At 34.8% G+C, this 24,520-nt stretch carries 23 protein-coding genes, 1 other RNA gene and 1 other annotated feature; of the genes, 2 read left to right on the forward strand and 22 right to left on the reverse strand.

Annotation, left to right across the window (positions count from 1 at the left end):
• Both BLP68_RS19335 and BLP68_RS19340 read left to right on the forward strand, forming a co-directional pair.
• Positions 1-475 (forward strand): threonine/serine exporter family protein (locus BLP68_RS19335; RefSeq protein WP_091547219.1); only part of this gene is annotated, 475 nt, incomplete at its 5' end.
• Positions 472-930, forward strand: a complete 459-nt coding sequence (locus BLP68_RS19340; protein ID WP_091547221.1) for a threonine/serine exporter family protein — start codon at positions 472-474, stop codon at positions 928-930. The genes BLP68_RS19335 and BLP68_RS19340, both read left to right, overlap by 4 nt.
• A 185-nt stretch (positions 931-1,115) precedes the next feature.
• Here the strand turns inward: BLP68_RS19340 and BLP68_RS19345 are convergent, their stop codons facing one another.
• The 22 genes from BLP68_RS19345 to BLP68_RS19450 form a co-directional block, all read right to left on the reverse strand.
• Positions 1,116-1,550 carry a SoxR reducing system RseC family protein gene (locus BLP68_RS19345; RefSeq protein WP_091547222.1) on the reverse strand — a complete coding sequence of 145 codons (435 nt, stop codon included), beginning with the start codon at positions 1,548-1,550 and terminating at the stop codon, positions 1,116-1,118.
• 166 nt (positions 1,551-1,716) lie between these two features.
• Positions 1,717-2,469 (reverse strand): tRNA threonylcarbamoyladenosine dehydratase, encoded by a 753-nt coding sequence (locus BLP68_RS19350; RefSeq protein ID WP_091547224.1) that lies wholly within the window; start codon positions 2,467-2,469, stop codon positions 1,717-1,719.
• 160 nt (positions 2,470-2,629) lie between these two features.
• Positions 2,630-2,809, reverse strand: a non-coding RNA gene (gene ssrS / locus BLP68_RS19355) — 6S RNA.
• A 59-nt stretch (positions 2,810-2,868) separates the two neighbouring features.
• A complete protein-coding gene (gene aspS, locus BLP68_RS19360) occupies positions 2,869-4,641 on the reverse strand; it encodes an aspartate--tRNA ligase (RefSeq protein WP_091547225.1) in 1,773 nt (590 codons plus the stop codon).
• Positions 4,642-4,680: 39 nt separating this feature from the next.
• On the reverse strand, positions 4,681-5,943 hold the full coding sequence (hisS, locus tag BLP68_RS19365) for a histidine--tRNA ligase (RefSeq protein WP_091547227.1): 1,263 nt from the start codon (positions 5,941-5,943) through the stop codon (positions 4,681-4,683).
• 59 nt (positions 5,944-6,002) lie between these two features.
• Positions 6,003-6,209: a binding site (T-box leader), on the reverse strand.
• Positions 6,210-6,285: 76 nt separating this feature from the next.
• On the reverse strand, positions 6,286-7,761 hold the full coding sequence (gene hemZ, locus BLP68_RS19370; protein WP_091547229.1) for a coproporphyrinogen dehydrogenase HemZ: 1,476 nt from the start codon (positions 7,759-7,761) through the stop codon (positions 6,286-6,288).
• Positions 7,762-7,774: 13 nt separating this feature from the next.
• Positions 7,775-7,957 carry a hypothetical protein gene (locus BLP68_RS19375; protein WP_091547230.1) on the reverse strand — a complete coding sequence of 61 codons (183 nt, stop codon included), beginning with the start codon at positions 7,955-7,957 and terminating at the stop codon, positions 7,775-7,777.
• Positions 7,958-8,017: 60 nt separating this feature from the next.
• On the reverse strand, positions 8,018-8,638 hold the full coding sequence (locus tag BLP68_RS19380) for an MBL fold metallo-hydrolase (protein WP_091547232.1): 621 nt from the start codon (positions 8,636-8,638) through the stop codon (positions 8,018-8,020).
• A gap of 11 nt (positions 8,639-8,649) precedes the next feature.
• On the reverse strand, positions 8,650-9,099 hold the full coding sequence (gene dtd, locus BLP68_RS19385; RefSeq protein WP_091547233.1) for a D-aminoacyl-tRNA deacylase: 450 nt from the start codon (positions 9,097-9,099) through the stop codon (positions 8,650-8,652).
• A gap of 44 nt (positions 9,100-9,143) precedes the next feature.
• Positions 9,144-11,327: a RelA/SpoT family protein gene (locus tag BLP68_RS19390; RefSeq protein ID WP_091547235.1), complete on the reverse strand. Its 2,184-nt coding sequence runs from the start codon at positions 11,325-11,327 to the stop codon at positions 9,144-9,146.
• A gap of 224 nt (positions 11,328-11,551) precedes the next feature.
• Positions 11,552-12,073 carry an adenine phosphoribosyltransferase gene (locus BLP68_RS19395; protein WP_091547236.1) on the reverse strand — a complete coding sequence of 174 codons (522 nt, stop codon included), beginning with the start codon at positions 12,071-12,073 and terminating at the stop codon, positions 11,552-11,554.
• A gap of 2 nt (positions 12,074-12,075) precedes the next feature.
• Positions 12,076-14,601, reverse strand: coding sequence for a single-stranded-DNA-specific exonuclease RecJ (recJ, locus tag BLP68_RS19400; RefSeq protein WP_091547238.1), 2,526 nt, complete (start codon positions 14,599-14,601; stop codon positions 12,076-12,078).
• Between the two features lie 158 nt (positions 14,602-14,759).
• A complete protein-coding gene (gene secF, locus BLP68_RS19405; protein WP_091547239.1) occupies positions 14,760-15,656 on the reverse strand; it encodes a protein translocase subunit SecF in 897 nt (298 codons plus the stop codon).
• A gap of 11 nt (positions 15,657-15,667) precedes the next feature.
• Positions 15,668-16,924 carry a protein translocase subunit SecD gene (gene secD, locus BLP68_RS19410; protein WP_091547241.1) on the reverse strand — a complete coding sequence of 419 codons (1,257 nt, stop codon included), beginning with the start codon at positions 16,922-16,924 and terminating at the stop codon, positions 15,668-15,670.
• A 76-nt stretch (positions 16,925-17,000) separates the two neighbouring features.
• Positions 17,001-17,507 (reverse strand): gamma carbonic anhydrase family protein, encoded by a 507-nt coding sequence (locus BLP68_RS19415; protein WP_091547242.1) that lies wholly within the window; start codon positions 17,505-17,507, stop codon positions 17,001-17,003.
• Position 17,508: 1 nt separating this feature from the next.
• Positions 17,509-18,864 carry a thioether cross-link-forming SCIFF peptide maturase gene (gene scfB, locus BLP68_RS19420; RefSeq protein WP_091547244.1) on the reverse strand — a complete coding sequence of 452 codons (1,356 nt, stop codon included), beginning with the start codon at positions 18,862-18,864 and terminating at the stop codon, positions 17,509-17,511.
• A gap of 275 nt (positions 18,865-19,139) precedes the next feature.
• On the reverse strand, positions 19,140-19,280 hold the full coding sequence (gene scfA, locus BLP68_RS19425; protein WP_091547246.1) for a six-cysteine ranthipeptide SCIFF: 141 nt from the start codon (positions 19,278-19,280) through the stop codon (positions 19,140-19,142).
• A 66-nt stretch (positions 19,281-19,346) separates the two neighbouring features.
• Positions 19,347-19,748 carry a TIGR04086 family membrane protein gene (locus tag BLP68_RS19430; protein ID WP_091547247.1) on the reverse strand — a complete coding sequence of 134 codons (402 nt, stop codon included), beginning with the start codon at positions 19,746-19,748 and terminating at the stop codon, positions 19,347-19,349.
• A gap of 217 nt (positions 19,749-19,965) precedes the next feature.
• Complete coding sequence (yajC, locus tag BLP68_RS19435) at positions 19,966-20,247, reverse strand: preprotein translocase subunit YajC (protein ID WP_091547249.1); 282 nt, start codon at positions 20,245-20,247, stop codon at positions 19,966-19,968.
• A gap of 103 nt (positions 20,248-20,350) precedes the next feature.
• Positions 20,351-21,466 (reverse strand): tRNA guanosine(34) transglycosylase Tgt, encoded by a 1,116-nt coding sequence (tgt, locus tag BLP68_RS19440; RefSeq protein ID WP_091547250.1) that lies wholly within the window; start codon positions 21,464-21,466, stop codon positions 20,351-20,353.
• 280 nt (positions 21,467-21,746) lie between these two features.
• The gene (gene queA / locus BLP68_RS19445; protein ID WP_091547252.1) at positions 21,747-22,772 is read right to left on the reverse strand and encodes a tRNA preQ1(34) S-adenosylmethionine ribosyltransferase-isomerase QueA; all 1,026 of its coding nucleotides are present in this window, start codon (positions 22,770-22,772) and stop codon (positions 21,747-21,749) included.
• Positions 22,773-22,777: 5 nt separating this feature from the next.
• Positions 22,778-24,418 carry a SpoIID/LytB domain-containing protein gene (locus BLP68_RS19450; protein WP_091547254.1) on the reverse strand — a complete coding sequence of 547 codons (1,641 nt, stop codon included), beginning with the start codon at positions 24,416-24,418 and terminating at the stop codon, positions 22,778-22,780.
• Between the last annotated feature and the right edge of the window lie 102 nt (positions 24,419-24,520).

Below are 24,520 nucleotides of genomic sequence, written 5' to 3' on the forward strand. Positions count from 1 at the left end.
CATGGCTATTTTGAAGTCTATTGATGGTACACCTCCCTACCCTATAAAGATTCAGGCATTAAGTGGTGGTATTGCAAGTGGATTTTTTGCCCTTCTGCTTGGGGCTAGTTGGTTAGATTTTATTGCCGCTTTACTCACAAGTATTTTGGTAACCTACTCTATTCATAGATTAAGGCGTATTAATTTTAATTTATTTGTAACTAATATTGCTGGTGGATGTATAGCTGCTTTAGCGGCAGTAATTTTTAGCACTTTACATCCAAGCATAAGTCTAGATAAGGTTATTATAGGTGCAATAATGGTGATGGTACCAGGAGTAGCCATGACCAATGCTATTAGAGATTCTATTGCAGGCGACTTAGTTTCCGGTTTGGCAAGAGGTGCTGAGGCTTTATTAATAGCCATTTCCATTGCCTTTGGAGTGGGCTTTGTTCTACAGAGCTTAATTTTTTTGAAGGGCGGTAACCTACTATGATATTTTATATAAGAAACTTTTTCTTTGCATACATTGCAACAATTGGTTTTGCAATTTTATTTAATACTCCAAAATCAGTTCTTCTTAAGACTGGCTTTGGAGGAGCTATTGGCTGGGGTTTGTACAGTTATTTAAATCATATAACAGGTAATATTGTATTGGCCACCTTTATAGCCTCATTTTTTATAGCTCTCATAGGTGAGATATTTGCAATTACCGACAGGAAGCCCATAACGGTTTTTATCATCCCCGGTATTGTTCCCCTAGTACCTGGCTTTGGTATATATTTTACAATGCTATCGATTTTAGAGCAAAACTATGAAAGAGCGGCCCAGTATGGAAGTGAAGCTCTTTTAATATCAATAGCAATAGCTGGTGCCTTAACTATTGTATTATCATTGAATTCTTATAGGAAGCAATTACAGCAGAAGTCATACAAAACCCCATTCAAATGAATGGGGTGAGGTTTTTGAAAAAGTCAACAATATCCAGTCTGATCAAAATTCTTCAGATTCGAGGCGCAAGAAAACCCAGTGCAAGCAGCGTATACGTAATACGTAAGGGTGCTGGGTTTTTGAAGCAACGAAGAAGATGGAGGATTTTCAACAGTCTGTCCCCATTCAAATGAATGGGGTTTTATTTATACCTCTTGTCTTTCGTCAAAGGCAGCTGTGATTACTGGCTGATATTTTTTGCTTGCTTTTATTTTGCCTTCTTTACTTTTTATAACTAAAAAGCTAAGAGCCATCAACACAAATCCAATTGCTGCAACTGCTATATCCTTATATTGCAAAGTATCTGGCACCAAAATATTTCCTATAAAAATACCTAAAACCAAACTTATTAGAGGAATAACATATACTATTAGAGCTGCAGTCAAAACATCTTGGTGCTCCATGTCAACCGACACCCATTGACCTTTTTGAGCCTTGGCTACATTGATAGCTTCAATCTCTAATTTTGATTCTTCCCGTCCCATTTTGCAGGCTGTACAGCTTCCACAGCTGGAGTGTCTTTCCATGACAACCTTAGCCAAATCACCATTAACCTCAGTTACAATACCACACTGTTTCATATTTTCCCCTCCTATGAACTTATGAATTCAATAATAATCAATAATTGATAGTACATTTTTCACTTTGCTCAGAATGACACAACATTTTTCCATTTTCAATTTTCAATTTCATGCTTTTCATTCAACATTACTCATTTCACATTACTAATTACTCATTTCTCTTATACTATATACCCAATAAATCACGAACTACAACAGAAGCTATAACTAATCCTACTGCTGAGGGTACAAAGGCTACACTGCCAGGTATTTGATGTCTTACTGTACAGGTTCTATCCTTATTAGGACATATACAGTCGGTTTTGCAATCGCTATCTATTTCTAGGGGTGTCATGGGTTCTTCCTTCGAGAAAACAACCTTCAAGTCCTTTACCCCTCTCTTCTTCAATTCCTTCCTCATTACCTTGGCCAGAGGGCATATACTGGTTTTAAATATGTCTGTTACTTCAAAGCGGGTAGGGTCTAATTTATTGCCTGCTCCCATACTACTTATTATAGGTATATTTTTATCTTTACAACGCTCTATTAAATCTAGTTTAGCACTGACCATATCAATTGCATCAATAACATAGTCATAGTCTGTTGATAAAAGTCTATCGGCACTTTCACTATTGTAAAGCTCTTTATAGGTAATTACCTCAGCCTTCGGATTTATATCAAGTATTCGTTCCTTCATTAATTCAACCTTTGCCTTACCAATTGTTTTACGTGTAGCATGAATTTGTCTATTTATATTGGTTAGGCATATATCATCATCGTCCACTAAAACAAAGCTCCCCACTGCCGAACGGGCTAAGGCCTCTGCAGCAAAGGTTCCAACTCCACCAATACCATATATGGCAATTTTACTATTTTTTAATTTTTTAAGTCCCTCTGTACCCAATAAAAGCTCGCTTCTCGAAAATGCATGTAAAGCCATAATTCTCCTCCTTAATTGTTAGGCTAGAATTAATACTACTTAAATTTATAATATATGTCAATTAGTTTTCCCTCATTAAATTCCATAATTCTAAAGGTTGATAATATCTTTAACATAATAAAAAGCTTCCTTAAAAGTAAAGGAAGCCAAGGTTTAAATCTAGTGTCCCGCCATGCCGTGTATCGATTGTTTTGAAACCTGCCTCTAGCAGGTGGGTAACCTGTCATTGACTTTTGAAGTCCTCTCCAACGGAGGCTTTCCATCCATCAACAAACTCGGATTCCCGACGTCGAAATGTTGGCTCAAAACGAGATCGAATATACGCACACAGCAGGATTTCTTACTAGTATAATATCATAACTACTATACTTTTTCAATTTTAATTATTGCCAATTTGTTTTATTTCTCAATTTTAACCTCTATGCTTAAATCCTTTAACTGTTTACTATCTGCCTCTGATGGCGCATTTGTTAATGGACATGTAGCATTTTGAGTTTTAGGGAATGCAATAACCTGACGGATATTGTCTTCCTTAGCCAAAATCATGATTAATCTATCTAATCCAAAAGCAATTCCTCCGTGGGGTGGTGTTCCATATTTAAATGCATCTAATAGGAAGCCGAATTTTTCCCAAGCCTCTTCTTCACTAAAGCCTAAGGCTTTAAACATTTTTTGTTGTAGCTCCGATGAAGATATTCTTATACTACCTCCACCAATTTCATATCCATTAATGACAATATCATAGGCCTTTGCTCTAGCATTTGCAGGGTCGCTATCCAATAATGGAATATCCTCCTCCATTGGTGAGGTAAATGGATGATGCTTTGCCACAAATCGATTTTCCTCTTCATCATACTCAAACAATGGAAACTCTGTAACCCATAAAGCCTTATATTCATCTTTATTAAGGATTCCTAGTCTTTTAGCAGCCTCCACCCTTAAATGGCCTAATGAATCAAATACAACATTATTATTATCTGCAACAAATAAAAGTAAATCTCCTTTAGTAGCATCTGCAATTCTAAGTATACTATCCATTTCTTCTTCACTTAAGAATTTAGCAATTGGTGATGTTACTCCATCTTCTGTGATTTTTATCCATGCCAAACCTTTAGCGCCATAGGTTTTAGCAAATTCTTCAAGGGATGTTATATCCTTGCGACTAAAATTATCTCCATAACCCTTTAAATTTATTCCTCTAACAGAGCCTCCACCAGCAACTGCTGATGTAAATACCTTGAACTGAGAATCCTTTACAGCTTCTGAAACATCAAAGAGCTCAAAACTAAATCTGAGGTCCGGCTTATCTGATCCATATCTCTCCATGGCTTCTTTATAGGTAATTTGTTGTAATGGAATCTGTAGCTCTATATCCATAACTTCCTTAAAAACCTTTTTAAGAAGTCTTTCATTAATCACTATTACATCGTCTACATCAACAAAGGACATTTCACAGTCGATTTGAGTAAACTCTGGCTGTCTGTCGGCCCTTAAATCTTCATCTCTAAAGCATTTTACTATTTGAAAATATCTATCCATTCCAGATACCATTAATAGCTGCTTAAAAAGCTGTGGTGACTGGGGTAGTGCATAAAATTTGCCAGGGTTCACTCTACTGGGTACAAGATAGTCTCTAGCACCCTCTGGTGTAGTTTTTGTTAAAACAGGGGTCTCCATCTCTATAAAGCCTTCATCTGATAAGAAGTTTCTTACTACATTGGCGGTCTTATGACGTAGAAAAAGATTTTTTTGCATTGAAGGCTTTCTTAAATCAAGGTATCTATATTTTAATCTAAGGTTTTCCGAAACATCATCGTCATCCTTTATATATATTGGCGGTGTTTCTGATGTATTTAGTATATCAAGGGTCTCTGCAAAAATTTCTATTTCTCCTGTTGGAATATTTGGATTTACAGATTGTCTTTTATAAACCTTACCTTCAATTGCTATTACATATTCAGAGCCTAAGTCCTCTGCCCTTTTAAAGGCTTCCTCTGATATATCCTTATCAAAAACAATTTGAACAATTCCTGTTCTATCCCTCATATCTACAAAAATTAATCCACCTAAATCACGTCTTTTTTGTACCCAACCCATAAGGGTAACTGCTTCATCTATCTGAGCTTCATTTAGCGTACCACACATATGACTTCTCTTAAGTTTTGTTGTCATGTTATTAACCTCCCTATCATGCCTATTTTATGTGATTAATTACTCTTCCTTTAAGGATACTATCTCACTAACTTCCCCTTCATTGCAAATTCCATAGGCATCAAATAATTGCTTTTTTAGATTATTTATTTGCTTAGAGAACTTTTTATTTTTAGGGAATATACTAACAATATTTCCCTTTTCCCTTAGTTTGTTTGCTTGTTCTAATACTGCATTTACATCTTCATTGGAATCAAACAGCAATGCTATCCTTGTGGTTGTATTAGGTATAGCAAAATTTCTTTCCTTTAGGATGGTAAAAATTCTTTCAAACCCGATTGAAAAACCAACTGCTGGTACATCTTCTTTTTGGAATCTTCCTATCATTTTGTCGTATCTACCACCACCAGCAATTGAGCTTCCTAGGTCATTGCTTACCACCTCAAATATTTGCCCTGTATAGTATCCCATACCTCTTATTAGAGTTACATCAAATTCAATATTATATAATCCCTTAGATTGCTTTTCTACCACTTCTATTACCTTTTTTAGTGATTGAAGTACCTCTTCCTCAACGTTGTATTTTTCTAAGACCTCGCCATCTAAAGTTTTAAGGTCGTCTAAAGCTATTAAAAGGTCAACTACTTTAGCTTCATCATATCCCTTTGCCAGTAATTCCTTTTGTACACCTTCTTTACCCACCTTATCCATCTTATCCAGGGTAATACATATTGATTCAATTGCTTCCTCTTCAAAGCCTACGCTAATAATTAAGCTTTTCAAAAGCCTTCTATCGTTTATTTTAACAGTAAAATTATCAAAGGATAATGCCTGTAATGCCTTGGCAGTTGTAGTTATTAATTCTATTTCGGCTATATCAGACTTTTCGCCGATAATATCGATATCACATTGGATAAACTGTCTAAATCTACCCTTTTGTGGTTTTTCAGCCCTCCATACCCAGCCAGTTTGTATGGCCTTAAAGGGATTTGGCAGTTCTTCACGATTGTTTGTATAGAATCTGCTTAAGGGTAAGGTTAAATCATATCTTAGCCCTAAATCACAAAGATCATCATCCGTCAGATTTTCTTTTTCTAGATCAAGCTTTTCTCCTCGCTTAAGTATTTTAAAAAGTAAATTTAGGTTTTCTCCACCATCACTTTTTGTCAATAATTCTAGGTTTTCAATTGATGGAGTTTCAATTTGTTGAAAGCCACCCTGCTTATAGATTTCTATTACCGTGTTTTTCATCCACTCTCTAAGTGTCATATCATTAGGTAATATATCAAATGTTCCTTTAACTGTTAATGTACTTACCTTCATATTCACAAGCCTCCATTTCTTTTTTTCATTTATAAAAATACAAAAACTCCCGTGCCCTAGTAAGGGACGAGAGTTAATTTTCCCGCGGTACCACCCTGATTGGATATTATCCCACTTAAACCATTAACGCAGGCTCACGTAACCTCCTACTAAATTCAGAGTTCTACTCAAAGGTGTCTTCATGCTGTCTTTTCGTGTCGAGCTTCCACCATCCTCGATTCGCTTTGACGTAAAACAACGCTACTCTTCCTTTTCAACGTATTTGACCTTAATATAATTGGTAATATTATAAAGCTTTTCTAAATTTATGTCAACGCTTAAATTATAATAATATAAAAATTTTTATATATGTGTTTTTTTCCTTTCAATCATCTCATCTACTCTATCTAAGTATAGCTGAAGATCCTTTACATTAGGTACTCGCTCTAATCTATTTTCATCGTTGAATACAACCTTTGTAACTGCTCCTGCTCCCAATGCTATTATAGTCTGCTTCTCCTCCATTATTTGAATGTTGTAGATACACTGATATCCTTCTTTACAATAGCCAATATTCTCTAGATGCCCAAGCATTTGCTTTTGTCTATACATATAATATGGATTTAGTCCCATTTCTTCAGCATATTGTGCTGTTACTTCAAGCATTTTCGCCACTTCCTCTTCATGAAGATGATAGGCTGTTGTATCCTCCCTAAGCTTAGAACCCCGTTTTACCGCCAGTGTATGGACTGTTAAGCTGCTTGGCGACAATTCTTTAATTTCCTTCATAGTCTTTTCTACCATATTGGTATCTTCCCCCGGCAGTCCAATAATTAAGTCCATATTAATATTTTCAAAGCCTTCCTCCTGAGCCATAAAGAAGGCCTCCTTCAGCTGCTGAACAGAGTGATTTCTACCAATTGTCTTTAAAGTACAGTCATTCATAGTTTGGGGATTAATGCTTATTCTAGTAATACCATTATCCTTCATTGTCTTTAACTTTTCCCGGGTAATAGTGTCTGGTCTTCCAGCTTCAAAGGTATATTCCTTTAGCTCTGACAGATTGAAGGATTCCTTAATTTGAGTAAATATTTTATTCATTTGATCTATGGTTAAAGTAGAAGGTGTTCCCCCTCCAATATATATTGTTTCCAGCTTCTTACCCTTCTCACTTAGTACTTTCCCTATTTCCTTTATTTCTCTATATAGTACGTCAACATAGGGCTGCTGCAAATGTAGGCATTTAGTTAATGGATTTGATGGAAAGGAGCAGTAAACGCACCTAGTAGGACAAAAGGGGATACTTATATATAAACTCACTAAATCCTCCCGAATTGGATATATAATTGAATGCTCTCGTTTAGCTACTGTTAATAGCAAATCAGCCTTTTCCTTCTTTATGAAGTATTTTTCCTTTAGAGTCCTGATTATTTCCTCATCCACATATTTATCTTCCATTAATTCATGGACTATTTTTGTTGGTCGAATTCCAGTAAGAATTCCCCAGGGTAAATCTATATCTATAAACTTTTTTAATACCATAAAAACAGTCCGCTTCATTAAAGTTTTACTGGTTTTTTTCAACTGTAAATTATTATTTGCTTCATAAATAACTTCTTCTGTTATAGTTTCTTCTTTGTTTTCATTCCCAAGAGTTGCTGTAGCTTTAACTCTATCATTTGATACATCTATAAGTGAAATTAATATGTACTTATCAGGACTATTACTAAATGTAGCTACCTCAGTGCTAATTTCAATTTCTTCAGATGGGAAAAAGAGCTTTAAAAGCTCATTTAACTCATAGCTATAATCATGTCCTATACATACAGCTTTTATCATTTATATGCTCCTATCAGAAATCTTCGTTTATTTCATCACTTATAGCCCTTACAGCATTTTTACTTATACCCAGCTCTGTAGCAATTTCAGAGTCGGTCAAGCCTGCTTCCTTCATCTCAATAAGATCATGGAATGATACATCTGTGAAAGCTATATTATTTCTTTCTTGTATAAATTCACCAATTTTTTTCCTCATAAAAAAAACCTCCCAGAAGATATTTTTTATTATTCTTCCCTCATCCTCCAGGAGTATACTTTATCTAATGTATGGATTTGTTAATTTCTCGATACCAATTCTTGTAGCAGGCCCGTGTCCAGGAAAGACTGTAATTTCATCATTCAAGCCCATTAGCTTGGTTTGAATGGAATGTATTAGTTGATCATGATTTCCACCATCTAAGTCAGATCTTCCTATTGAATTGGCAAATAAAGTGTCACCTGTAAATAGGTATTGGTCAACTAAAATCGAAACTCCGCCAGGGGTATGGCCTGGTGTATGGATAATCTTCAGCTTTAGCTCACCTAACTCAATAATATCATCATCCTTAAGGAATTTATCTGTAGATAGCTCCACAGGGTTAGTTCCCATATGGGATGAATAATTTTTACTCTTATCCTTTAATATATATAAATCTGCTTCATGTATATATAGTGGAGCATTTGTCTTATCTTGAATTTCCTTAACTCCTCCTATATGATCTCCATGACCATGGGTTAGCAGAATGTATTCAAGCTCTAAATCATTATCTTCAATGATTTTCAAAATTTTATCACCGTCGCCTCCAGGATCAATTACTGCTGCTTTGTTGGTTTTTTCATCACCTATTATATAGCAATTAACTCCATAAACACCTGCAGCAATCTTTTCAATTATCATAAATATCCTCCTTAGAAGTCTTTTTTGCTGTCAACAAGTATAGTTACAGGCCCATCATTTATAGAATGTACCATCATATGGGCTTGAAAAACACCTGTTTCTACTTTAATCTCCATTTGTCTGCAAAGCTTTATAAATTCCATATATAAAGCATCAGCAGTGTCTGGCTTTGCTGCCTCTGTAAAATTTGGCCTTCTTCCCTTTCTACAATCTCCCAATAAAGTAAATTGAGATACCACCAGCATTTCACCCTTTACATCAAGAAGAGATAAATTCATTTTTTCATTATCATCTTCAAATATTCTCAAATTTATAAGCTTCTCAGCCATATATTTAACATCTTCTATGGTATCGCCTTCTGCAACACCTAAGTATACTAGTAACCCATGTCCAATTTCACCTGAGGTTGTATTATCAACGACTACTTTACCTTCTTTAATTCTTTGTACTACTGCTCTCATTTTTACCTCCTTAATTTAGGTCATCAATCTCTGTAAGAGTAACGTTATGTTATAACACGATAAACATCTATTACTCCATCTACGGCTCTAACTTTATTCATTAGCTTGTCCAATTGCTCTATATCATCAATTTCAACTATTAAATTTAAAACTGCCAGTCTATCTTTATTGGTTCTTGCATTTAATGAATTTACAACTATCTTGTTATCAGCAAGAATCCTTGTGAATTCTGATAATAGGCCCTTTCTATCATTGGCCCTAACTTGAATTTCTGCCTGAAAGGTTATTGGCTTTGATGTATCCCATTCTACATCTATTAAGCGGTCGGCAGATTCAATATTATCTATAAGGTTTGGACAATCCTCTCTATGAACTGATACTCCTCTTCCACGGGTAATATAGCCAACTATCTTATCTCCTGGAACGGGGTTACAGCACCTTGAGAATCTAACCATTATATTGTCAATTCCTTTTACGGTAATACCTTGACTTTGTTTATGGGATTTATTTCTATCCACCTGTGGCTGCTGATGTTGAGTCTCTTTTTCGAAAACTTCTGGTGTGATTTCTTTTTTTACTTCCTTCTTAGTGGCTTCTCTAATTTTAGGTATAATTTGATTTAAGGTGATTCCACCATAGCCAATGGCGGCATATAAGTCATCTTCGTTATTTAATCCAAATCTCTTGGCTATTTGCGTTAATAGCTTTACATGAAGAGCCTCCTGTTGATTAAAGCCTTGCCTTCTTACTTCTCTTTCAAGGATTTCTTGGCCCTTTTCTACATTTTCTTCTCTTCTTTCCTTCTTAAACCACTGCTTTATTTTGTTTTTGGCCTGTGAGCTTTTAACTATCTTTAGCCAATCACGACTTGGTCCATTACTATTGGAGGAGGTTAGTATTTCTATAATATTACCGTTCTTTAGCTTATAATCAATTGGTACAATTCTTCCATCTACCTTTGCACCTACGCACTTATTACCTACGCCAGAATGTATTTTATATGCAAAGTCTATGGGGGTTGAGCCTGCTGGTAGATTTATTACCTCACCTTTAGGAGTAAACACAAAAACCTCATTTGTGAAAAGGTCTATCTTTAGTGATTCCATAAACTCCTTTGGGTCATTTGCTTCCTTTTCAAGCTCCAGCATTTGCCCCAGCCATGTAAGGTTATTACTTATACCATCATCGTCATCTTTACTTTTACCTTCTTTATACTTCCAGTGGGCAGCAATACCATATTCAGCAATCTGGTGCATTTCGTAGGTTCGAATTTGAATTTCTACAGGCTCCCCTTTGGGGCCAATTATTGTAGTATGAAGTGATTGGTACATATTGGGCTTAGGCATGGCAATATAATCCTTAAATCTACCGGGTATAGGCTTCCATAGGGTGTGAACTATACCTAAAACGCCATAGCAATCCTTAATTGTTTCAACTATAACTCGAACGGCTAAAAAGTCAAATATTTCATCAAAGGATTTATCTTGATATACCATTTTCTTATATATGCTATAGAAATGCTTAGGTCTACCTGAGATATCTCCTTCTATACTAAACTCATATAGTTTTTTATCTAACGCCTTCATAACCTCGTTTATATATGCTTCTCGATCCTGTCTTTTTATAGCCACCTTTTCAACCAAATCGTAGTAACCCTCTGGATCAATATATCTTAAACAAAGATCTTCAAGCTCCCATTTCACTCTAGAAATACCCAAACGATGGGCAATCGGACAGTATATTTCCAATGTCTCCATTGCCTTCTCTTTTTTCTTTTCATCTGTTTGATATTTTAATGTCCTCATATTATGTAGTCTATCTGCAAGCTTTATCAAAATAACTCTGATATCCTTTGCCATAGCGATAAACATTTTTCGAAGATTTTCAGCCTGTCTCTCTTCCTTTGTTTCAAAGGATAATCTTGTCAGCTTTGTTACTCCCTCTACCAGTTGAGCTATCTCATCGTCAAATTCCCGTTCTATATCCTTAAAGGTATAATCTGTATCTTCAATGACATCATGGAGTAAAGCTGCTGCTATTGTACTGCTGTCAAGCTTAAGCTCAATTAATATTTTGGCAACCTCAACAGGGTGAACAAAATACTTTTCACCCGATCGTCTATATTGCCCCTGATGTGCATTTTCTGAAAAGTTATAAGCCCTAATGATTAATTCAACGTCACATTGAGGGTTATATTCTTCTATCATCGCTATTAAATTCTCAAGCATAATAATCACCCTCTCAGTAACAAATAATATAAACATAATGAGTAATGTAAATCAATGAGTAATTAGTAATGAGTAATTAGTAATTAGCAATTGTGGTTGAAATTTACATGTAGGAGACTCATAATTAAGAATTTAACTCTTTTCATTCTTAACTCTTTATCATCTTTTTCTTTGGTTCTTTCATTTCACATTTCACATTACTAATTACTCATTGGTTTTAGCTGTTATTCAGCATCATAGCTTACAAGTGTTTTAACATTATAATCCTTTAAAGTTTCTCTGCCTTTAAGGAAGGATAGTTCTATTAAGAAATTTAACGAAACAACAGTTCCGCCTAGTCCTTCTATAAGCTTAGCTGCAGCCAGAACAGTACCACCAGTAGCCAATAGGTCATCAAGTATAGCCACCTTCATACCAGGCTTTATTGCATCTTTATGTATTTCTAATGCATCTGTTCCGTATTCCAATTCATATTCATATTTAACAGTTTCTGCTGGCAGCTTACCGGGTTTTCTAATAGGGACAAAGGCTTTACCTAGCTTATAAGCAACTGGTGTACCTACAATAAAGCCTCTAGCCTCTGGACCAACTATTACATCTATATCCATATCCTCCAATTGATCTGCCATTTGATCTATTACATATCTCAATGCATCCTTATCACTCAATATGGTGGTAATATCCTTAAAGCTAATACCTTCCTTAGGAAAATCTTGTACTTCTCTAATCATTCCTTTTAAATCCATTATTATTTCCTCCTCTTATATAGTTCTTTCAATCTACTTTGATAATCATTTTGACTATTAAGCCAATTCTGCAGATTTTTATAGGTTTCTAATTCCTCAAGGTTAACTTTTCCCTTTGGCTTCTCTAGCTCTATTTCAACTTCCCTGGAATTAAGTGAGTAATTAACTAGCCTTGCCTCCTTAAAAATCTCCAGGACACCCTTAAGTAATATTTCATTTGCTATGAACTTATTTTGCTTATTAATAGTCTCTACTATTTCATCAATGGTTAGAATTGATTTATCCTTGATTGTCTTAAAATAATTATAAAATGTAATAAGCTTATCACGATTAGGAATCATATCCTTTAATATCTCAACATTATGCGTCTCATCATCGGCTTCATAGAAAACCAAGAGGTTTTTAGTATCAACTAAAGCAACCAGCTTATTAAGCTGAGTTGGAGAAAAAAACTGATCATATAGAATAATCTTATTATAACTGCTAAACTCAATTTTATCAATATTTGGATTAATGATTATATGTACATCACCTTCTTTAGGTGGTTCAGGACTATATTGAAAGAATACATTAAACTCTCTTATGCAATTTTTTTGCCTTATATCCATAAGTCCTAATAGTCGAAAGGCCTTATTGAGGGTGTTAACAAGTATTACTGTTGGTGCTATCTCATATATTTGTTCTATAATGATTTTGTCCTTTTTATCTTCAGTAATGATTCGTGTTTCCTTAAGCTTTATATCAAGATCTTCCAACATAGCTTTTTCAAACTTAAAATTCTTAAAGTAGTCTTTATATATAGTTGTATTCTGTCTTTTACCCTTCTGCATAACCTTCATATCTTTAATGTTCATCTGTAGATTTTTATATCCATTGAATATATTATATTCTGGTACAAAAATTACTTCAACCAAGTCTTCTGACTGAATATATTCCTTTAAATATCCCAAGCCAAAGGCAATACCATTGATTTTTTTGCCTTCATTGATAAGTTCAACCCTTAAATGTTTACCTTCAGCACCTACAGTCTGTATTGAAGAAACCTTCAAACTCCTACATATGAATTTAGGTCCAGGGTTACCCATCCCGTGGGGCTCTAATAGCTCTAACTCCGAAATAATTTTATCATCAATTTCATTGTAGGCTAAGTGATCATCAAAGGATATCTCCCGAATAAAATCATCATGGGAAAGGGCTTCATTAGCTTTATTATTAATGCTTTCTTTAAATTCCGCTAATTTCTCTTGTTTCATAGATAGTCCGGCTGCCTGTTCGTGCCCACCAAACTTTATGAACATATCCTTACAACTGCTTAAGGCCTCAAAAATATTAAACCCAGGTATGCTTCTGGCAGAGCCCTTTGCTTCTCCATCTTCTAAAGACATTATAATGGTAGGTTTATAGTATTTCTCAACAATTCTTGAGGCTACTATACCAATTACACCGTGGTGCCAACCCTCATTATATAATACTAAAAACTTTCTATTTTGTAGTTCCGGATCTTCTTCCAGCTGCTTTATGGCCTGTTTAAAAATCTCCATTTCTATATGTTGTCTTTCTCTGTTTTCATCATCAAGAAATTTCGCCAGCTCAATAGCTTCTGAATAGTCGTCACAGGTTAAGAGTCTCACTCCAATCTTAGCATTACCTATTCTTCCAGCAGCATTTATCCTTGGAGCTAGCATAAAACCGATATGCCCTCCATTTATTTTTTTATCCTTCAGGCCGCACACCTCTAAAAGGGCTCGAATTCCTTCATTAGATGAACTTTCCATGGCCTTCATTCCATTTTTAACTATGATACGATTCTCATCTGTTAGTGTCACTATATCGGCAACAGTGGCCAATGCAGCTATATCAATATAATTATGTACCTCTTTAATAAACTCTACCTTAGGCATTAAAGCCTGTATTATCTTAAGGGCTATACCACATCCGCATAGCATCTTAAATGGGTATCCACAATCCGTCTGCTTTGGGTTAATAATTCCATAGGCAGCAGGTAGCTCTTCTTGGCATTCATGGTGATCTGAAATAATCACATCAATTCCCAATTCATTGGCATATGCTACTTCATTCACTGATGTTATTCCGCAGTCAACAGTAATAATTAGCTGACCACCGTTTTCTGATATTTCCTTTATAGCATCACAGTTAACTCCATAGCCTTCCTCCATTCTATGGGGGATATAGGATTCAACACTATAGCCTATACTTTTAAAATATCTAACTAATAATGCAGTACTGGAAACTCCATCTACATCATAATCACCATATATCCATATCGATTCATTGCCTTCCACTGCATTCTTGATTCTTTTAACCACCTTCTCCATATTCTTTAAAAGAAATGGATCGTGTAGGTATTCTAATGATGAATTTAAAAATATTTTAGCGTCTTCTACATCCAAAATACCTCTATTAAACAAAAGCTTAGCTGTAGTTGTCGATATATTTAATTCTTTCACCAGTGAATTTATTTTATCCTCGTCTGCTTTTTTAAATGTCCATATTTTTTTCTCTAGCATTCCTTCACCACCTAAAAATAGATCACATATAAATTATAAAGGCAGCAAAGGCTGCCATTAGAATTATAAATAATAATACTTATATTTTACATTATTTTTAATAACATGAAAAGGGTAATAACACTAATACTAATGTTATTACCCCATAATAAATTAATTTATTTTGTTTCTGGGTTTGGGTTGTATGACGTTTTTTTAGCTTGCATTTCCTTCAACATAACCCATACAGGGCTTGCAATAAAGATAGATGAATATGTTCCACTTACAACCCCAGCAATAAGTGGTAAAGCAAATTGTCTAATCTGTTCTACACCAAGTACATAAAGGGCAACTATTGTAATTAATGTAGTAACAGAGGTATTGATGGAACGTACTATAGTTTGCTTTATACTGTCATTTGCAACCTGTTCATAATTGTTTTTCTTCATAAACTTTAAGTTTTCTCTTATTCTATCAAATACAACAATTGTATCATTTATTGAGTAACCTAATATTGTTAAAACAGCCGCCACAAAGGGTGCATTTATTGGAATTCTAAAAATAGAATATACGGCTATAACAATTAATATATCATGGATTAATGCAGTTATGGCTGCAAAACCAAAACGCAATTCAAATCTAAAGGTAATATAAGCCAGCATTCCTAATGCAGATATCAATACAGAAATTAATGCTCTATTTTGAATTTCTCTACCCACAGCTGGTCCAAATTGCTGTGCTCTAAGGAAGTCTTCTTTTAAATCTAAATCATATTTTTCTTGGAACTTACCGAATATTTCCAAACGCTCTTGATTATCAAAATCTATTGTACTTCTAATTTGAACTATTGTTCTATCTCTACCCAATAAGTTAATATTAGCGTTAGGATCAAACTCATTTACAATTTCTCTTATTTCTGACACTGGAAGCTCTTGATGAACTTCAATTTCCATTAAAGCACCACCAGTAAAGTCAATACCTAAATTAATGCCAGAGAAAAGACCTATTATTAAGCCTATAGCTATAACTGCACCTGATAGTGCAAACCAAATTTTTCGTCTTTCAATAATATTCATGCTCGTCCCCCCTATGCTCCAAATAATTTGTTGTTCTTAGTTAAGTTCATTCCTACCAGCAGCTTCAAGATGAACTTTGTAATAACAATAGCTGTAAACATACTTGCTATTATACCAACAATCAAGGTAACAGCAAAACCTCTAATAGGACCTGTTCCGAATTGGTATAATACCATACCAGCAATAAGGGTAGTTATATTTGCATCTATAATGGTTCTAAAGGCTCTTTTGAATCCAGAGTCAATTGATGCTCTAATGGTCTTACCAGCCCTTAATTCTTCCTTTAATCTTTCAAATATAATTACATTGGCATCAACCGCCATACCAACTGATAGAATCAGCGCTGCAATTCCAGGCAAGGTCAATGTTGCGTTCAATGCAACCAAAGTTCCTAATACAATTAAAATATAAATAACTAATGCTAAATTAGCTACAATTCCTGGCAGCCTATAGTAAACCAGCATAAATAACAATACTAATATTATACCAATTTGAGCAGCCTGAACACTTCTATTCAATGCATTTACACCTAATGTAGCTGTTATTGTAGAGCTTTCTATCTCTTCTAAATCAACCGGCAAAGCTCCTCCTCTAATAAGGGTAGCTAGGTTTGAGGCATATTCCATACTAAACCTACCAGTTATATTGGCTCTACCACCTGTTATTCTTTCAGTAACTACTGGATCAGAAATTACCTCATCATCTAATACAATAAATATGGTTCTTTCTTGTGCTCTTGGGGCATAATCTCTGTCCAGTCTCCCAGTTGCTTCCGAGAAACTATTTGCTCCTTCACTATCCAGCTCTAAGCCCACAGATGGTGACCCATCAACAAAATTTACCTCTGCTTTTCTTACATTTGCACCCGTTAATACTTCTTCTCCGTCAAATGTAATAAATCTTAACTGTGCAGTTTGACCAATTAAGTCTATAGCCTCTTGCGCATTTTCTACTCCCGGTAGTTCTACTCTAATACGCTTGTCCCCTTCACGGACAATTATAGGCTCTGTTAAGCCTAGGGCATTAACTCTTCGATTAAATATTCCTATTGTTTGGTCAATTGTTCTATCTAATTCTACGCCAGTAAGGTTTGTTTTTGCTTCATAAACTACATAAACTCCACCCTGTAGGTCTAGTCCCTGCTTCATTGATTGGCTTATAGGTCTTATAGACCTGTCTCCTACTTCTAAACCAAATAGTGCTGTAAAGGCTGCTAAACTTACTAGAGCAATCAAAAGTATAAAAATTATTGCATTTTTTACTCTCATTCAGTATTCCCCCTAACCTAATTTCATAACTTTAATTATATACGCTAAAAAACACAGAGTCAACCAAAGGAAAAAGTTATCCCTCCTTGTGATTATTTCCATAAACCACATAGTGATCAGCTGATTCTTTTAATGAAGCTTTTTCCTCATCTGTTAACTCTCTAATTACCTTTGCTGGTGAGCCTACTGCCAATACTCCCGATGGAATTTTCTTATTGGGTGGAACCAAAGCACCAGCACCAATAATAGTTTCGTCGCCAACCTCTGCTCCATCAAGAATAATTGCACCCATACCAATTAGAGTATTATTACCAACTGTACATGCATGTACAATTGCACTGTGGCCTACAGTTACATTATCTCCAATAATAGTAGGATACTTATTGCTTATATGTACCACAGTATTATCTTGAATATTGGTATTTTTACCAATGATAATGTAATTATCATCTCCTCTAACTACCGCCTTATACCAAATACTACTGTTTTCACCAATTTTGACATCCCCTATAATATCAGCAGTTTCTGCTATAAAGCAGCTTTCATGAATAATAGGTTTTTTTTCCTTTAATCCCTTTATCATTTTATTCCTCCTCTGACAATTTGGCTTGAACTGTTAGGGCACATTCGATCCTTTTCTTTTCCATCTCACAGCCAATATCATATGGAACCATAATATCTTTATTAAAATTATATGCATTGGCATGACACCCACCGCTACAATAAAACTTTGCCCAGCAGCTGTTGCATTTTTCTTTGTTGTAAACATGAGCTTCAGAAAAGCTCTCATATATATCTTTATCTATGGTATTATCAAAAACACTTCCTATTCTAAAATCAGTGTTTCCAACAAACTGGTGGCATGGATAGATATCTCCCTCTGGTGTAACAGCAATATATTCTGAGCCAGCTCCACACCCCGAAATCCTTTTTATTACACAAGGCCCTTGGTTTAAATCAATCATAAAGTGGAAGAAGTTAAAGCCATTTCCTTTGTTCCTACGTTTTAAATATTCCTCTGCTAAGCTTTCATAATGATTGAAAACAGTTGGCAGATCTTCTTCTTTTATTGCATAATCATGATGGGGCTCAGCAACAACTGGTTCAACAGAAATATGCTTAAACCCTAGGTCAGCCATATGTAATACATCCTTGGAGAAATCTAGATTAAAGCCAGTAAATGTACCTCTAACATAGTAATTTTCATGATTTCTAAGCTCCGCCATTTTTAAAAGCTTTGGAATAATCATTTCATAAGTGCCCTTGCCATTGATTGTATATCGCATAAAGTCATTGACACTTTCACGTCCATCTAAGCTTAAAACCACATTGTGCATGTGCTCATTAATAAATTCCATCTTTTCGTCATCTAAAAGAACACCATTGGTGGTTGTAGTAAATCTAATATTCTTGCCATATTCCTTTTCCTTATCCCTACCATAGGTTACTATTTCCTTAACAACTTCAAAATTCATTAAAGGCTCACCGCCAAAAAAATCCACCTCTAAATTTTTACGATTTCCTGAGTTGTTTAGTAAAAAATCAATAGATTTCTTTCCTATCTCAATATCCATCAATGCTCTTTGGCCCTTAAAGTCCCCCTGAGATGCAAAGCAATATTTACATCGTATATTGCAATCATGTGACACATGTAGACATAAGGCTTTAACAACTGGTTTTCTATTTTTAAAGCTTTCATGCTCTAAATATGTATCCTTGTGAAATAACAAACCTTCATTCTTTAATATTTCTATTTCTTTAATGGCTTCATCAATATCCTCATTTGAGAAATCACTAGACAAACATTTTATGATTTCATTGCTACTCATATTAGGATAATAATCAAGAATATTATAGACTAGCTCATCAACAACATGTACTGAGCCACTATTTACATCTATAACAATATATTTTCCTCCCTGATTAAACTTATGTATCATTTATTTTACTCCCTCCATCAATAGGCATGTACAATTTTTATCACTATATTCTTGAATAAAAGCATTTCATGCGTTAATTATTTATGGATAAAATGCTTTTGTTTTCCAAAGGAACCACTGTGTTCCTTAGGACGCTTCGTTGTATTCCCCTCATTGCTCATAAGGGGGAAGGCCCCCTTAACAACCCCGTATTAAATAGGAAAGTAGGACTTTTCTATTTAATACGAAAAAACAGCAGTGAATTCACTGCTGCATTTTTATGTATGCATATAGAATTACTTGTTTTCACACTCCTGATTTGCTACAGTACAGGATGTTTTACAGGCAGATTGACAAGAGGTTTGACACTCTCCACAGCCGCCCTTTATTGCACTTTTTACAAGAGTTGCTCCATTTAATGTTTTAATATGCTTCATCTTTTGACTCCTCTCTACTAATTATTCATTAAAATTATAACACAAACCTATTTCTAAAAAAAGTCATTATTTTATATTAATTCCAATCATACCACCAACAACTCCAGTAAAGACACTTATTACAATTTTGTAAATAACATATCTATCAAAAACAAAGCCAGAAACGAAGAACTTACTAAATAAAAGCAAAATCAATATATATACTAAGCCTACCAAGGCCCCATGAAGCCATCCTCTTACTCCAACCTTAATTGCAGAGTATATGGATGCATATGCAACACCTAAAATTAATATAATTGATGTTATTATTGGTATTAGACCTTCACCTATAAATGTATAAGTAATGAGTATAGCACTAATTAAAAATAACAGTAGAGATAGCACATAACCTCTTATTAAGCCTTTACCGTATATCCATATATTAAAGGGGCCCGGTGAAATAGGAACAGTTTTTTTATTTATCCTCATTTTTTACACCTCCATTGCTCTTTTAATCAATAATTATGCAATTTATTATTAAATATACCAAAAATACAATGAGTAATTAGGAATGTGCAATTAGAGAAAGAAATTGCATGATCAAGTGGTAAAGAGAAAATGTAAAAAAGATGCAATTAATTGATATAAATAAACACACAAAAAAAGATACGAAATATTTCGTACCTTCTTAGCTTTTTTGAATTAATTAATCTTCGATGTCTGATTTTGTAACTGTATTACCTATTGCCCATCTAGCAACAACTAATTTCGCCTTGTCTGCTCCAACCTCTATGGTAATAACGTCCTCTTTTGCCTTAATAACCTTACCATAGATGCCTCCAATTGTAATGATTTCGTCCCCAACCTTAATGCTGTTTCTCATTTCTTTAACTTTCTTTTCCTTTTTTTGCTGGGGCCTAATAATTAAAAAATAGAATATCGCAAGAAACCCCAAAGGGATGATTAATCCGCCTAATTGTTGTGGCATTTAGTAGCCCTCCTCACTTCTTCAGTATTTTTCCCACTGTATTTATTCAACAGAGGAATAGGATTTCCTCTATTTCTTTTTAAATTTATTTCTTAAATTATTCTTATTCATATCCGTATTTTTTGAAGAATTCATTCCTATAGTCTAATAGTCTGTCCTCTCTTATAGCCTGCCTAACCTCTTCCATTAGTTTAAGTAGGAAGTGCAAATTATGATAGGTTAATAGTCTTAAACCAAGGACTTCATTTGCTTTAAAAAGATGTCGCAGATATGCTCTACTATAGTTTTTACAGGTGTAGCAGCTACATTCAGGATCTAATGCATCAAATGCTTCAGTATGGGCTGAATTCTTAATAACTATTTTTCCAACACTTGTCATTGCAGTTCCATTTCTTCCTATTCTTGATGGTAACACACAATCGAACATGTCAATACCTCTAATGGCTCCCTCAATTAAGCAATCAGGGCTTCCAACACCCATTAAATAGCGAGGCTTGTTTTTAGGCATAAAAGGAGTAGTATATTCCAAAACCTCGTACATTAATGGCTTTGGCTCCCCAACACTCAAACCACCAACAGCATATCCTGGAAAATCCAACTCGATAAGCTCCTCTAAGCTTTGTTTCCTTAAATCCTCATACATACCACCCTGTATGATTCCAAAAAGAGCTTGCTTATCTGTATTCTTATGGGCATCCTTACAACGTTTAGCCCATCTAGTAGTTCTCTCTAAAGAGTTCTTTACATATTGCTTTTCCGCTGGATATGGTGCACATTCATCAAATACCATCATAATATCAGACCCTAAGGAGTTTTGAATCTCAACTGCCTTCTCAGGACTTATAAAATGCTTTGATCCATCAAGGTGGGATCTGAATTCTACACCTTCTTCAGATATTTTTCTTAAATCACCAAGACTGAATACCTGAAAGCCTCCACTGTCTGTAAGTATTGGGCCATCCCAGTTCATAAATTTATGAAGTCCTCCTGCATTTTCAATAAGCTTATGACCGGGCCTTAAATATAAATGATATGTATTGCTTAATATTATTTGTGATTTTATCTCCTTTAATTCTTCTGGTGTCATGGTTTTAACCGTCGCCTGTGTTCCTACAGGCATAAAAATTGGTGTTTCAATTACTCCACGGGGAGTATGAAGCTTTCCTAGCCTTGCTCCTGTTTGTTTACATTCTTTTATTAGCTCGTATTTAATTGCCATTTTTATTTATCACCCTTCTAACTTCTTTATAACAAATTTTTATAATGTTGAATGTTGAATGTTAAATGTTGAATTGTGGTTGAAGTTTGTTAATCAAATTTTCTTTTATTTGGCTAACTATAAACTTTTCTATTACTTGTAATTATTTATGGGTCGACAGGAATGTCATTTCCATCAAAAGATTCTTCGCTATGCTCAGAATGACATCAAAATATCAATTATCCATTAGTTAGTTTTAAATTTTTCTGTTTTTCAATTCAACATTCAACATTTTTCATAACTATTTTATTAACATCGCATCTCCAAAGCTAAAGAAGCGATAGCTCTCTTTAACTGCAGTTTCATATGCTGACATAACCAATTCCTTACCTGCAAGGGCAGAAACAAGCATTATCAATGTAGATTCCGGCAGATGAAAGTTTGTGATAAGGTTATCTACCATTTTGAATTTGTAGCCTGGGTATATAAAGATATCTGTCCAGCCACTACTTGCCTTCAGCTGACCATCCTCTGATGCTGCCGATTCAAGCGTTCTACAGCAGGTGGTTCCAACAGCTACGATTTTCCTACCATTATTTTTTGCAGTATTTATCAATAGGGCTGTATTTTCTTCAATAGAATAATATTCAGCATGCATTTTATGCTCTAAAATGTTTTCAACCTTCACTGGTCTAAATGTTCCTAGCCCTACATGAAGTGTAATAAACACAATATTGACACCTTTATTTTCAATTTTCTTAAGCAGTTCAGTTGTCAAGTGTAATCCAGCAGTAGGGGCAGCAGCAGAGCCTTGATTCTTTGAGTATACAGTTTGATACCGCTCTGCATCCTCTAAGGTTTCTGTGATATATGGTGGCAATGGCATGTTTCCTAGTTTGTCCAGGATTTCTTCAAAAATGCCTTCATAGAAGAATTCAACAATTCTAGAGCCTTCATCGCCAATATCAACAACCTTAGCAGTTAAAAGGCCATCACCAAATTGAAAAGATGAGCCTACCTTAGCTCTTTTTCCAGGCTTAACCAATACCTCCCATTTATCCAATTCTATCCGTTTGAGAAGTAAAAATTCAATCTTACCACCAGTTTCTATCTTTTCACCAATAAGTCTAGCCGGTATTACTCTAGTGTCATTTAATACTAAGCAATCGCCATCATCTAAGTAGTCTAGAATATCATAGAAATGTCTATGGCTTATCTCACCCTTACTCTTATCTAAAACCATTAACCTTGATTCATCTCTTTGCTCTAAAGGAGTTTGTGCAATAAGATGTTCTGGTAAATGATAATTGAATTCTGAAGTTTTCATAAGTTTTATTCCACCTTTATATCTGTGTAATAGAAAGTTAATATTTCTTCATAGGTATAGTTCATCTCTGCCATTCGCTTTGCTCCATATTGGCTCATGCCTAGTCCATGTCCATAACCGCGTCCCTCAAATACAAAGGTATCTGCAGTACCTTTTATACTTTTATAGCTTTTCCCATTATATACATTGATATTTGTTGTACTCTCAACTTTTTTTGTACCAGATTCCGAAATTACATGTTTTCCTTGAATGTTTACAGCCTCTGGTTGGGAAGTAGCGTTTCTAACCATTGCTGTTGTTTCTCCCCCCTGCTGCAGGCTAAAATAGGAGCTTTTCAACCCCAAAACTGCTCTACTTCTTTGCTTTTCCAATACCTCTTCACCCTTTGTTCCTGTTACAACAAATTTTAATACTCTACCATTTGAAGAAGCTTCTGTTATTTTAATATCAATTATTTCGCCAACATCAATCTTTTCTTTATTTAATGCATTGGTCACTTCTTCTTTACTCATAACAATAGTCCAATTAGAGTTTGGAGCATCTAGTGAATAATCATCCTTTTTTCCTTTGATATAGTCTAGGGCTGCAGACCAAATATTTTCACTATTCTCAGTTTGCCCTCCACTATTTGAATGATAGAAGGGTGTAACTGCCTTACCGTTATGGGTAATTATCTTATTCTTTGTTTCATCAACTGCTCGATTAGTATTGGGGTGTTCGATATCATAGCCCTCATATACCTGTGAACTAATTGTGCTACATAGGTTGAATCCCATATTTAAATATTTTGTCATGGAGGTAATAGCAAAGCCTCTTGCTGCAACTGCTTGAGCTTTAAGTGCTTCTGGTGCCCAAGTTGGTGTCATTTCTTTAGGAACTACACCATAAAGATATTCTTCAAGAAGTAATTTATTAATTATTGCCATATCATTATTATCCATTCTTTTAGCGGTTATGGCTCCTCTAAAATTTCTTCCCTCAAGATTAATTAAGGGTACTTCTCCCTTATCATTAAAGGCCTTTATATACACTCCACTTTGTGAATCGAACACAAAAATTGGAGTCCCATCCTTGTCAAGTACTTGTACACGCTTACTTGATGGTACTATAGCCTTAGTATTTAATCCTGTTTCACTCTTAATCTCTTCTGCCCTTTTTTCAGCCTTTGCTTCATCGATATATAAGCCACCAAAAACCTTCCATTCACCTTCAAATGCTAAATATAGAGTATCTTTCACCTGAAGAGTATCCATAAATGCTTCTGCAGAGTCTTTAGAATCAAAGGAGCCGCCCACTTGCACATGATAGGGCCCTTGAAGATTTAGATTTCCTGCTTGGCCAACATTACCAGTATATTCAACAAAGCTTCCTCCTGAATTAATATAATAGGCATCTTTTCGTAAAATAAGCTCATTAAAGCCTTGAAGTACAACTAGCTGTTGAAAGCTGTCATTGTTATAGGTTCCAGCTATGAAGCCCCCTGTAGATTTTAAATAGGTCACTGATTTTGCCGAAGACCCAAAGTGTAATCCTATTTCAATATATTGGGGGATGACTGGTTTTTCATTGGCATTGGCACCTATTAGTGAAGTGCTCCACATACATATAATTAATATCATAATTAGCATTTTCTTTGTCTTTTTCATGATAATCACTCCGTCCCATAGATCATTCTAATTACAATTCGACAAACAGCCTGAAATTCCTTCGCTTTTTTTATCTTGTAATAAAGTGTAAAATTACAAAAA

Source organism: Alkaliphilus peptidifermentans DSM 18978, assembly GCF_900101495.1.
GTDB classification, from domain to species: Bacteria; Bacillota; Clostridia; order Peptostreptococcales; family Natronincolaceae; genus Alkaliphilus_C; species Alkaliphilus_C peptidifermentans.